The 13037-nt window shown below is 28.0% G+C and carries 9 protein-coding genes; 4 read left to right on the forward strand and 5 right to left on the reverse strand.

Translation table 11 applies throughout. The features are described from left to right. Positions 1–518: 518 nt before the first annotated feature. Together ON24_RS08670 and cobQ are read right to left on the reverse strand one after the other, a co-directional pair. Positions 519–1673 (reverse strand): cation diffusion facilitator family transporter, encoded by a 1155-nt coding sequence (locus tag ON24_RS08670; protein WP_040682665.1) that lies wholly within the window; start codon positions 1671–1673, stop codon positions 519–521. Positions 1674–1850: 177 nt separating this feature from the next. Continuing rightward, a complete protein-coding gene (gene cobQ, locus ON24_RS08675; RefSeq protein ID WP_050553623.1) occupies positions 1851–3428 on the reverse strand; it encodes a cobyric acid synthase CobQ in 1578 nt (525 codons plus the stop codon). A 1037-nt stretch (positions 3429–4465) separates the two neighbouring features. Between cobQ and lonB the strand changes: the two genes are divergently transcribed. After that, complete coding sequence (gene lonB / locus ON24_RS08680; RefSeq protein WP_236254939.1) at positions 4466–6346, forward strand: ATP-dependent protease LonB; 1881 nt, start codon at positions 4466–4468, stop codon at positions 6344–6346. Positions 6347–6915: 569 nt separating this feature from the next. Here the strand turns inward: lonB and ON24_RS08685 are convergent. Beyond that, complete coding sequence (locus ON24_RS08685; protein ID WP_040682667.1) at positions 6916–7236, reverse strand: hypothetical protein; 321 nt, start codon at positions 7234–7236, stop codon at positions 6916–6918. 258 nt (positions 7237–7494) lie between these two features. After that, entirely contained in the window at positions 7495–8289 is a 795-nt protein-coding gene (locus ON24_RS08690; RefSeq protein ID WP_040682668.1) for a DUF4013 domain-containing protein, read from the reverse strand. A gap of 670 nt (positions 8290–8959) precedes the next feature. Here ON24_RS08690 and ON24_RS08695 point away from each other — a divergent pair. From ON24_RS08695 to hypB, 3 genes are all read left to right on the forward strand, one after another. Then, positions 8960–9850, forward strand: a complete 891-nt coding sequence (locus ON24_RS08695) for a ribose-phosphate diphosphokinase (protein ID WP_040682669.1) — start codon at positions 8960–8962, stop codon at positions 9848–9850. 125 nt (positions 9851–9975) lie between these two features. After that, a complete protein-coding gene (hypA, locus tag ON24_RS08700) occupies positions 9976–10350 on the forward strand; it encodes a hydrogenase maturation nickel metallochaperone HypA (protein WP_016358199.1) in 375 nt (124 codons plus the stop codon). Positions 10351–10734: 384 nt separating this feature from the next. Further along, a complete protein-coding gene (gene hypB, locus ON24_RS08705; protein WP_040682670.1) occupies positions 10735–11397 on the forward strand; it encodes a hydrogenase nickel incorporation protein HypB in 663 nt (220 codons plus the stop codon). Positions 11398–12582: 1185 nt separating this feature from the next. On the opposite strand, the gene ON24_RS08710 is transcribed toward hypB, so the two are convergent. Next, entirely contained in the window at positions 12583–12819 is a 237-nt protein-coding gene (locus ON24_RS08710) for a TIGR04076 family protein (protein WP_236254937.1), read from the reverse strand. Positions 12820–13037: the final 218 nt, after the last annotated feature.

Below are 13037 nucleotides of genomic sequence, written 5' to 3' on the forward strand. Positions count from 1 at the left end.
AAATGGCTAAAAATGGCTTTTTTTAATTGATATTCTATTCGTTTAGTTTGATATTTATTTCATTTAATTGAATAAGATTATAAAACCATGAATTTATTTATTCATCCATGTCTTTTGCTCCATTTTCTATTTTTTATTGGTTGTTTTAATGAATGCATATACCTCAAAACATATATAATTCTAATTAAATGAAATCATAAACTTGATTATTCATTGAACCGGATTGTGTGAATTTCAATACTGGATTTTACAGATTAAATAAGGGGAAATAAAATATAATAAATTGTTAAGGAAAAATAATGGCCATTGGTGCAGGAAATAATGTTTTTTTCAGATTCTGCCCTAAAAAGTAGGTTTAAAAAATAACTGAATTTAATTAACAAAATATAAGGAAATGAAAGGAAGTTAAAACAATCCAATTAAAATTAATATTTGCATTAGAAAAGTAGTTAAATTAAGAAAAAATTTTTAAAAAAAAAGATTTGAAATAAAAGATTTGAAGTTTATACCGTTGTATTTCATTCTGTTAAATCAATGTCGGATACAATATCAATATGGTAATCGGGATAAAGTTCTTTAATCTCTTTTTTAAGTGTTTCAAGACCTTCCTTATGGTCGATATCAAAACTCATAACAACATCAAAACGTATTTCCTTTTTATCAGGATCTACAAAGAATCCATGAACCTGTAGTGCCCAGTCATGGTTCATTACCTTTTCCATTATATTGTTATGTATATTGGCTATCTCATCATTTTGGGTATTGTATGAGTAAACGCCTACACCTGTAAGAATTACTCCCATCTTGTTTAGTAATTTCCTCTGTAATCTACGGGTTAACACATCCACCTCTTCAACGGTCATTGTGTCCGGCAGTTCAATATGGACTGAGGCATAATTTTTGTCGGGTCCATAATTGTTTATGAATAAATCATAAGCCCCTCTAACTTCCGGTTCTTCCGTTATTAATTCTTTAATTTTAGTTGCAGTTTCTGGATCTGCACGTTTTCCAAGAATATCATTTAATGTATCGATAATCATTTCAATACCTGCTTTGATGATTACAACGGAGATTATTACACCTACATATGCTTCTAGGGAAATGCCTGTATAGATATAGATAAGTGCGGATAAAAGTACTGACAAGGATAATACGGCATCAAATGTTGCATCTGCTCCAGATGCTATAAGCGCTCCAGAATTTGCATCCTCACCTTTTCCTTTAACATAGACTCCAAGTACAAGTTTTACTAAAATAGCTACTGCAATGATTATAAGGGTTAAGCTTGTATAGTCAGCTGGTGTGGGGGTAATTATTTTCTTTACAGATTCTACAATGGAGGTGATACCTGCATAAAGTACAATTGCCGCTACAATCATGGCACTTAAATATTCAATTCTTCCATATCCAAGTGGATGTTCTTTATCAGGTTCTTTGGATGCTAATTTATTACCTATAATGGTAACTACAGATGATAATGCATCAGATAAATTGTTTACAGCATCAAGTGTTACTGCAATTGAATTTGACATGATTCCTGCCATAACTTTAAATGCGGCAAGGGCTATGTTTGCAAGTATTCCTATTACACTTGTTTGTACAATTATCTTATCCCTATTTTCCTTCTGTTTTTGAAAATTCTGGTTATTATTTCCTTTAGAATTATTCTCCATTATGTTCTTTCTCCATTTTTATTAAATGTCCTTACCTAATTATTTTAATATAAATTTAAAATCAGTCATGATTATAAAAAGGGATGCCTTTAAGAAATATTGTCAAAGATTTTTATAAATATTTGGTTCTAAATTTGTTAATCTTTAGAATATTTCTAATTTTTTAATAATAGGTAATTATTGAATCTCATCACCAAATATTAACCTGTCAATATAGTCCATATCAACATTATCCTCGATGAGTCTTGCAAGTTGTTCTATGGATTGATCTAGACTGTCCTCATAGGGATCAACACCCCCGGTATCTAATTTAAGACCTTTTTTGGAACGTATGTAATTTAAGAAATTACGCCTTATGATGTAGTTGTGGAAAATTCCGTGGATATAGGTACCCCACACTAAACCTTCATGGCATGCACCATCATATTTGCCACCAAACTCGTTTCCAACACCCTCCTTAACTGTAAACAATGGATGGGTTTCAACATCATTTATAATCTCTGATGTACCCTCATGTTGTTCATAACCTGTAATCTCACATCCTTCCAAATCTTTAAATAAAATCTTGGAAAGGCCTAGTAATTTATCGTTAGATGGTATGGTAGCCCTTGTCTGACATGCCGCTTTTTTCTGACTTTTAAATTCGGTCTTAATGTCCAAAAGCCCCAAACCTTTAACATGTTTAAGCTGTGACTCCCGCATATTCTCATCGATTAACTCCTGACCCAATATTTGATAGCCACCACAGATTCCAATTACAGGTATTTTTTCTGAAAGTTCTAGGATTTTATCATATAAACCATTGTCATATAATGCCTTTGCATCTTCTGTAGATGTACGTGTACCTGGAATAATGATTGCGTCCACATTGTCAAGCACATCCGGTGAGTCATATACGGATATCATTCTGAGACTGATATCCTCCTCAACCTCAAAGGGATCTATATCTGTGAAGTTAGCTATTTTTGGAAGCTTTATAACTCCAATAACAATATCCTTTTCACCTTCTTCTTTAAAGTAATCATGGTCTTGTAGGGATTGTGAATCTTCCTCAGGTAATTTGAGACTTTTGTCATATGGAACAACACCTAGAACAGGTGCATTTATGATTTTCTCAATTTTATCAATTCCAGGTTTTAAAATATCTAAGTTACCACTGAACTTGTTAATAATTACAGCCTTAAGACGTGAAAGATCCCTATCATCAAGTAATGCAAATGTACCTGCAATGGATGCAAACACACCGCCGCGGTCAATATCTGCAACAAGTATTACATTTGCATCGGCCATATGTGCAACATCCATATTGGCAATATCCTCATCACGCATATTAATCTCTGCAGGAGAACCTGCACCTTCAATAAAGATTATGTCATTTTTGTCTGCAAGTCTCTTATATGACTCATGATATGCTTTAACAGCCTCATCTTTGAATTGATGCTGATAATCATAGAAGTTCATATCCCCAATGACTTTACCTTGTATAATAACCTGTGATGTGAAATTACCCTTTGGTTTTAAAAGTATCGGATTCATATCTACTTCCGGTTCAACTTTCGCAGCTATTGACTGTAGATACTGTGCTATGGCCATTTCACCGTTTTTGGATGTTGTATAGGAATTAAGTGACATGTTCTGTGATTTGAATGGAGCCACTTTATATCCCCTTTTCATATATATTCTACATAATGCAGTAACAAATAGACTTTTACCTGCATTTGAAGATGTTCCTTGAATCATTAATGCCTTAACCATAAGAATTACCTTAAATTGATAAATATTAAAAATATGAGATTTAGTTAATTTATTTCGTATATAAAAAAAGTAATTATTTTTATCTACTTAATTAAATTTGAATTTAATACAATTTATATATAGCTTATTTTGTTTCTATAATTATTATATATTATTATATTTCAAATTTTAAGGGTTCTATATATTTACTATGGATTTTGTCCCTAGGATTTCTAAATATATAATTGCCAATTTATTTAGATTTTAAATTTTTCCGGTTATTTTGGAATCTTCTAATAGGTTCCATTATAATAAAATAATATATATTATATATAATATCGAGTTACAAATTGGATTTTTCTATATTAAAAAATATCTTATTTACATTTTTATTTTAATTTATTAGATTAAAGTGGGATTTAATTATTAAAATAACCCATTTTTTCTTTCTTTTTATATAAACTATCTAAAAATTTAATTTTACATGATTTTTAATGATAGAAATGAAAGAAAACTTTATATTGTACGAAATCTTGAATATAATAACTAGAATTTTAATAATATTTTAATTACAAAAACTTATTAAAACAATAATCTTTTTATATAGAAATTACAAAACTATAAAATGTATGTTTATATAGGTAAACTAAAAGATTTTTTGAAATTATTTTAGTTGATGTATAAATAAATATTAAATTTAATATTTACTTAAAATGTCTATTGAAATTGTTTTGATTAATTAGAAGTTATAAAACACCATAAAATTCTAATTTAGAATTAATTTTATACAATATTAATCAATTATTTAACTTAATAATTATATGAGGTTTATTATGGAATTAGAAAATAATTCATCTAATAAAGATGATAAAAATGATGAATATAAAGGCAATGATGAAAGTCTTTCTAATGTTCAAGATAAAACCGTTAATTCAGATAACACATCTATAAATAATGAAAACCAAGACACAATTCTTGAACCTCAAAACAAAGAGGAGACAACTGTTACTGTTGAGTCTCCTAATGATGAGGAAGAGGAGAAAAGTTATGCAGGACAGATGGTTGATTATGAATCAATTACCAGTTCTAATGATGTAGATATCCCACCACTTTTAATCGACCAAGTTATTGGTCATGAGGAAGCTGTTGAAACAATTAAAAAAGCAGCTAAACAAAGAAGAAATGTTCTTTTAATTGGTGATCCTGGTGTAGGTAAATCAATGCTTGCAAAAGGTATGGCAGAGCTTTTACCTCCAGAGGTATTACAGGATGTACTTGTATATCCAAATTTAGAGGATCAAAACAATCCGTTAATTAGAACAGTTCCTGCTGGAGAAGGTATTAAAATTGTTAAAAGCAATAAGTCCTCCTCAAAAATCTATGAAGAGAAAAAGTCATTAATTACAATGTTTGCAGTTGCAGCCGTTTTAGCATTAGGATTTTATTATCATGCACTTCTTGAAGCTATCATTGCAGCAGCATTTATATTCCTGATAGCTCTTCAAATAAGACCAAGGTCTCATTCATCAGGTCCTAAATTACTTGTAAACAATGGTAATAGGAGATTTGCACCATTTATGGATGCAACCGGTGCTCATGCAGGTGCACTTCTTGGGGATGTAAGACACGATCCATACCAGTCAGGTGGCCTTGGAACTCCTGCACATGAACGTGTGGAGGCAGGTATGATTCATAAGGCAAATAAGGGAGTCTTATACATTGATGAGATTGGTACCATGAGTATGAAAACCCAACAGGAATTATTATCTGCAATGCAGGAAAAACGTTACGCTATCACTGGTCAAAGTGAAAATAGTAGTGGTGCAATGGTTCGTTCACAGGCTGTACCATGTGACTTTGTTCTTGTAGCATCTGGTAACATTAAAGTACTTGAAGGAATGCACATTGCAATGCGTTCAAGAATTAGGGGTTATGGTTATGAAATCTATATGAAGGATAATATGGATGATACACCAGAAAACCGTAAGAAACTTGTAAGATTTGTAGCTCAGGAGGTTAAAAATGATGGAAGAATTCCACCATTCAGCACTGGTGCTATGGATGAAATTATTCTTGAAGCTAAACGTAGAGCAGGTAAAAAAGATTCCTTAACTCTTAAACTAAGAGATTTAGGTGGTTTAGTAAGATCTGCTGGAGATGTTGCAAAGGAAGATGGTGCTGATTTAGTAACAGCTGACCATGTTCTTCAGGCAAAAAGATATTCAAGAACACTCGAACAACAAATGGCTGATATGTCTATTCAAATGAGAAAAGATTACAGTGTATTTAATAGTGAAGGTGGAAAAATTGGTATGGTTAATGGTTTAGCTATTATTGGAGATAGAAGTGGAATCGTCATGCCAATCGCTGCTGAAATGGCTCCTGCAAGTAGTAAGAATGAAGGTAAAATCATTGTTTCAGGAAAACTTGGGGATATTGCAGAGGCATCTGTACAAAACATCTCAGCTATTATTAAAAAATACACCCAAAAGGATATCTCAAACTATGATATTCATGTTCAATTCCTTCAGGCATATGATGGGGTTGAAGGAGATTCAGCTAGTGTATCAATGACTGCAGCAGTAATTTCCGCAGTTGAAGGCATTCCAATAGATCAAACTGTGGCACTTACTGGTTCTTTAAGTGTTCGTGGTGATGTAATGCCTATTGGTGGAGCTACTGGTAAAATAGAAGCTGCAGCAGAAGCAGGTATTAAGAAAGTACTTATCCCTAAATCAAATATGGGAGATGTTATGATTGAGGATAAATACAAGGATATGGTTGAGATTATCCCAATCGAAACTATTGATGATGTACTTGAGAATATCTTAATTAACGGAAGTAGAAAAGATAAGTTAATGTCTAAAATTAAAGATATTAGGGCATCTGTATCAGATACTATTTCTGATATTTCAGTAAACACTCCAAATGCACACTAATCTTTAATTTTATTCTTTTTTTTAATTTTTAAATCATTATAACATTTTTGTATCTATTTTTAAAAAATAATTATTTTCACTCTTTGATTTGCTTTTTTAAATCATTATTTGCTTTTTTTAAAGTAAACTTTGTTAAAATTCAATTTCTTATCAGAAACAACATTGGAAATAAAGTTTCTTGTAATTTTTTCTATATTTTTATCTTAATTTTGAATTTTTTACTTGTTTATTCATTCTCCCTAAATCTTTTCTTTCCTTATTAATTCCTTAATTTAAATTTTAATTAATTATTATCTTCTTTATTGCTTTTTACATATTTTCTCTTCTTATCTATTATTTTTAATAGGTTTATATGTATTAAAATTAGATGTATGTTAATAATTTTTTATAATAAAGTATTATTATTTTTCGGATGTTACATTTATTTTAATACTTTAAAAACCATTTTTTTAAATATGGTGTAAAAAAATTAAATGAATAATTTATTAAAAAAATAGAACTTATGAAAATACTTAATAATTATACTAATTAAATATGGGTTATATAATTGTGATTTATTAAAAAGAGTATTAATTTATCCTTTTTTCTTCCCATACACTTTGTATAATAACATTCTCATCTTTATCAATAGCAATAACAATAATCAATTCCTTGTTTGAATGAGTTTCAGATGGATAAAAAAGTTTAAATTCATTATTTCCTTTATCTTGATTGATATCCAATGGATTCTCATTAAATATCATGTCCTTAATATATTTCTCATTGATCTCTCGTAATGTTTCACGTTGGAAACTGTGTCTTGTAAATATTAATTTGTTTTTTGTTAATCCTTGTAAGATAACATCAACATCTCCACAAGAATAGTTCTTATAATTATTTGAATAAGTCATTGATATTACTCCTATAAAGCCATATATTATTTTCTTGTTTTCGAATATTTTAAATTTTATTATAGGATTATAAAGTGATAAAATTATACATCGTTTAAGGTTTATTCAAAAATTATAAATTTAATAGTATTTTTCATTAGAAAAAGTATATTTAAAAAATCAATCACAATTTCAAATTAAAAGAACCTAAAATTATAGGGTATTTATTAAAATCAGAAATTTATATAAAAAAAGTAAAAATTGAGTAAATTGCTTAATTTACTCTTTTAAAACATCTGTTTTGTATAGGTTACCAAGACTTGCATTTGCAAATATTATGGAAAATGGGGTTATTACTAATGCTGTAATTAATGCACCTACATAAGGGATTAATGTAATTAATGATCCAATTATAGCTATAATAAATAAGATTATTCCAATTAGTATGATCCATCCAAGTAATGGTCCAAACCCAATGGATTTTGCATCTGCATAGGATTGTCTGAAGCTTAATCCTTCAGATAAACTGCCTGTTTTTGCAAGTCTACTTACTCCCATTAATTCAAAGAATGTGAATATTATAAATAAGATTATTCCAATAATAATTGTTATTCCTAATCCAGTTAAAAAAGTACCTAAAAATGCAGGATTTAATAATGCAGTTTCATTTACAGTTGAATTTAATGCCTCAGTACCTAAACTAGAGATAGAAGCTCCCAATGTAATTATTCCAATAATTAATGTAATTATTATAGGAATTATATAGTATACAATTTCTAAGACTATAAATTTAATTCCGTCAATAAAATTATTTTTAATGTTTAAATCTGGAAGGTCGCTTGCTCCTTCAACATTCTTTTTTAATATACCTAATCCGTATCCTCCAGTAATTATAGAAAATATAAAAGCGATTATTCCGATTATAGCAAATAAAGACTCATTATTTTTTATGCCAAAACCAGTTACCACTGAGGATAATGATGCTAAAATACATATAATCCCAAAGATTAACAATTTCTGATAGTCAGATGTTGCGTATGAAAAACCATGTTTAATAGATTCGGTTATTCCCATTTTATCATACCTCTATTTTTAATTCCTTTTATAAGATAAAAAGTTTTTAAGTTCATTAAAATATTTTTTTTAACGAATTTTTATCTTAATAATTTTTTAAGTAATAAGTATTTATATATTTTACTAATTTTTTTACCATTTTTTAATGTTTTCAGCTTTTTCTAAAAACTATATATTAATTTTTAATATAGTTATAAATCTTTTAATTTTTTAATTGGGGTGTTCTTGAATATTATTACAAAAATAGGTCTAATTTTGGATATTCTTTTAAGTTTGATTAATCAAAATCGAATTTTTGACGTAATTGTAAAGTATTTTTTACGTTTTGTACAATTATTCTTATTTTCTCTTTAAACTCTATTTTGATTATAAAATTCTAATCAATAGATTTATTAATGGAGATTAACTTATATTTTATTAAAAAACTTTATATAATTAAATTTTTTATTATAGTTACCACTTATAAATAGTTATTTCTATTTTTATAGTTAGATTTGTTTTTATTTTATTAATAACTGGTTTTAATTAAAATAATTCTTTTTATTGCTAAGTTGCTTATTGTTTTTCTTATGTGGTTCCGTCTTTTTTAAAAAAAGTTTTATATTTTAAAAAACTAAAATAATAAATGATTATATTTTAATATTTATTTTAATAATTTAATGGTGATATTTTGATTGTAAGCGGTTCAGCATCTCAAAAATTAGCTGCCAATGTAGCTAAAGAATTAGGGGATGTTTTTCTTAGAGTGGAAACTAAAAAGTTCCCTGATGGCGAAAGATATTTACGTGTACATGGAGATTTAGATGAAGAGGTAACCATTGTTCAATCTACTGGTTATCCCCAAGATGAGCACCTTGTAGAACTACTCTTTTTAATTAAAAATCTTAAGGATTTAGGTGTTAAGAAGCTTAATGTAGTAGTTCCATATATGGGTTATGCAAGACAGGAACGTAGGTTCAATGATGGGGAGGCAATATCTGCTAAAATCGTTGCCGAGTTAATTGAACTTGCAGGTGCCGATGAATTCATATCAATCAATCTTCATGAGGATTGTGTAAGAGAATTCTTTAATATACCTGCTTATAATTTGTCTGCAATGCCGGCTATTGCAGAATATGTTGAAACCATCGTAGATGATCCTATCATTATTGCTCCAGATAAAGGTGCATTGGGTTTTGCAGAGGAAATCGCAAGTATCATTAATTGTGATTGTACTTATCTTAAAAAAGTAAGATTAGGTCCAGATAAGGTTGAAACTACTATTGCTGAAATTAAAGATGGAGATAAACAAGTGGATATATCTTCTGTTAAGGGGAAGGAAGCGGTTATTGTAGATGATATCATTGCAACCGGAGGCACAATAGTAAACGCGATTAATATCCTAAAAGATCATGGTGCAAAAAGTGTTAATGTCTGTTGTGTACATCCAACACTTGTAAATGATGCAGTATCCAAGATTTTTGCTGCAGGTGCAAGAGATCTTGCTGGAACAGATACCTTAAAATCAGATGTAAGCTGTATATCCGTTGCAAAGATTATTGCAGATCATTTAAAAGAATAATTTTTATCTTATCTATTTCTTAAAAATTTTTCTTTATTAGGATTTAAAGTATTTTTTAGCTTTAATTTGTTTAATATAAGTTGTATTATTTCATTTTTTTTTAAAAAATTTTTCAGGTTATAAAAATGCATGAATTATCAATGGCTCAAGGAATATTGGATTCAGTTATAGAAAATGCTGAGAAAAACAATGCTACAGAGGTTACAAAGGTTGTAATAGAAATTGGACGTTTAGCTATGCTTAATCCAGAACAAGTAAGTTTTATGTTAGATGTTTTAAAGGAGGATACTATTGCAAAGAATGCTGAATTTGAAATCAATGAGATTCCCGCTAATATTGTTTGTAAAGACTGCGGTTTTGAAGGGGTTGCAGATTTAGATAATCTTGATCATTATGCACCAATAGTAAATTGCCCTAAATGTGAATCTTATCGTGTTGATGTAAAAAGTGGTAAGGATGTTATTGTAAAAAACATCGTTATAGAAACACCTGATGATTAGTATAACAATCTTAAATTGGATTATTATTAGATTATATTATATTTTTTCTATTTAATCAAAAGCTTTTTATATTAAAATTTCAGTTCTAATTCATACTTCTATTAGTTTTATTGAAATTTTTAAATATTATCTTTTCTATAAAATCATGGTTTTTTATTACTTCTAGATGCTTTTTTTAATAAGAAATCGATTTTTATAGGTTTTTTTATTACTTTTCACCTTAATAAATAATAATTTTTCAATTTAAATTAATAACTTTAAATATTAGATTGTAAATATATCTTATGTGATAAGGACATTTTTTTATATAAATTTATTTATTATAATTTAACTAATTTATATAATAATTTTTTAGGATATATTTTAAATTAATGAGGAGATATAATGCATAAAATAGCAGATGTTAAAGTTGCGGAAAATATAATGAAAGCAAATATTAAGATTGCTGATGATATTAATAAGAATTTAAATGACCATGATGTTTTTTGTGTTGATTTTGTAGGGGCTATAGGTTCTGGAAAAACTTCACTTATTGAGGAATTTATTGATGCCACCGATGATAAGGTAGGTGTACTTGCAGGGGATATTATTAGTAAATTTGATGCAGAAAGAATTGAAAAACACAATGTTCCTGTAGAAGGTTTAAACACTGGTACTGAATGTCACCTAGATGCTCACCTTGTAGAACATGGTTTAGAACATTTACCATTAGATGATCTTGATTATGTACTTATTGAAAACGTAGGTAATCTAATCTGTCCTGTTGACTTTGTTTTAGGTTCACATATGAGGGTCTGTGTTGTAAGTGTTACCGAAGGTGATGATACCATTGAAAAACAACCTGCAATCTTCCATGACTCTGATTTGATTATCATTAATAAAGTTGATATTGCCGATGCTGTAAATGCCGATGTTGACAAAATGGTTGCAGATGCTAAAAAAATCAATCCTGATGTACCTGTTATTACAATGAGTTTAAAAGAAGGTAAAGGATTAGACGAATTTATATCTGAAGTTGAAAAGGCTAAAGCTGCAGCTGAAGAGTAAATCATCTCTTTTTTATTTTTTTCTATTTATTAAATGGTTTCATATTAATTGTCTATTTTTACAGTTTTTAATAACCTCTAATATCTTTGTCATATTTCCTTGTGGCTTTTTTTACAGGGTCAATTTTCCTTTTTTTAAATATTGGATTTCTAATAAAACTTTTATGAGTCTATTCTATAGTTAATCTTTTAATGGTGATTTAAACCTATATTACTATTTTTTATTAATGATTTCTTTCATGATTCATTAAAAAAAATTTAGGTATACCTAAACATTTATATACTAGTTCGGTCTAAGTATTATATAAGAAATTTAGGTACACCTAAAAATTATATTTTTATAATTTTTCCAGATTGATTATTCTTTGTTACTTAGGATATTTATCGTAGGTATCCTCCTTAGTATTATAACTTTATGTATAATAATTAATGTCATATTATCTCTTAAATACAACCTAAATTTCTTATAAACACGAAAAAAGGATTAAAAGTTTTAAAATGTTAGCCCCTTAATACCTATTTTTTCTCCATCTTTTAATCCTTTTTCTCAACCACATTATCTTTTTTTATATTTTAAAAACTAATAGTTAATTTTTACATTTAAAAGATTTTTTTAATTTTTTTTATTATTTATTTAACCGTTTATTTTATTTTATTTTATCTATTCTATTCTGTTTTGTCTTGTTTTATTTATTTTCTAAGAGTATTAAAATATATTTTCAAAGATTCATATCCTGTCTTAATGAATTTTAGAGGGGGTTTTCGTTTCTTATTTATTTTCAATTTTTTTATAAAAAAATTTAGGTATACCTAAACCTTTATATACTAGTTTAATCTAAGTATTATACAAGAAGTTTAGGCATACCTAAAAATCACATTACCTTTAAAAATTTCTCTCTTGAAATAAAAAAAAGGTTTAAGTTTTCATTACACAAAATATTATCTGCCAAAAAATAGTATTATGCTTAAAATTTCTTATAAACACCTGGATCAAAAGTCAAAAAAAATTATAGCCTTAAATCACACTCTTAAAAAAATTAGAAACTAGACTTTTGATTCAAAGGAGTTTAACTTTTTTTATATTTTGATTTTTTTTAAGATAGGCCGATAAAAGTATATTTTCCCGTTTCTAGTGTAGATTTTTTAAAAGGTTTTTATTGTTTAAGGACATCTAAATGTATTATATCTATGGTTCAGATTCAATATCGGTTTTTTCCAGTTTAAATATTACAGGTCTTAGACCGTCATTACAACAGACAATGGCAACACCTGGTTTTCTTATCCAATCATCATAATAGAATAAATCCTCACCTGCACCATGTGAAAGTGCAAATACATATTGATATATTGCTTTCCAAGCCTCATCACAGAAACCTTCTGGCTTAGCGTAGTCACCGTAGAAGACATCACCTTCATCTAACATAGGGCAGGTTGTAAAATTCTCAATACCCTACTCATCAGCTAAATCTTTCTGTAATGTAGTTTTTAGCACTGTTATTTTAACTTTCTTCATAATTTCTCACCTTCGGATAATTAAATTATTCTTTTTACTTTTTATTAATAAGTCTTTAAAAATTTATACAATTTTTATTAATCAAATTTAAATCATAAATTGTTTTAATATGTTACTACAAATTATAA

The organism is Methanobrevibacter boviskoreani JH1 (genome assembly GCF_000320505.1).
In the GTDB taxonomy this organism is placed as follows: domain Archaea; phylum Methanobacteriota; class Methanobacteria; order Methanobacteriales; family Methanobacteriaceae; genus Methanarmilla; species Methanarmilla boviskoreani.

Coding starts and splice junctions, on each gene's coding strand:
- ON24_RS08670 (WP_040682665.1), bottom strand. CDS start 1,673: ATGGAGAATAATTCTAAAGGAAATAATAACCAGAATTTTCAAAAACAG.
- cobQ (WP_050553623.1), bottom strand. CDS start 3,428: ATGGTTAAGGCATTAATGATTCAAGGAACATCTTCAAATGCAGGTAAA.
- lonB (WP_236254939.1), top strand. CDS start 4,466: ATGGTTGATTATGAATCAATTACCAGTTCTAATGATGTAGATATCCCA.
- ON24_RS08685 (WP_040682667.1), bottom strand. CDS start 7,236: ATGACTTATTCAAATAATTATAAGAACTATTCTTGTGGAGATGTTGAT.
- ON24_RS08690 (WP_040682668.1), bottom strand. CDS start 8,289: ATGGGAATAACCGAATCTATTAAACATGGTTTTTCATACGCAACATCT.
- hypA (WP_016358199.1), top strand. CDS start 9,976: ATGCATGAATTATCAATGGCTCAAGGAATATTGGATTCAGTTATAGAA.
- hypB (WP_040682670.1), top strand. CDS start 10,735: ATGCATAAAATAGCAGATGTTAAAGTTGCGGAAAATATAATGAAAGCA.
- ON24_RS08710 (WP_236254937.1), bottom strand. CDS start 12,819: ATGTTAGATGAAGGTGATGTCTTCTACGGTGACTACGCTAAGCCAGAA.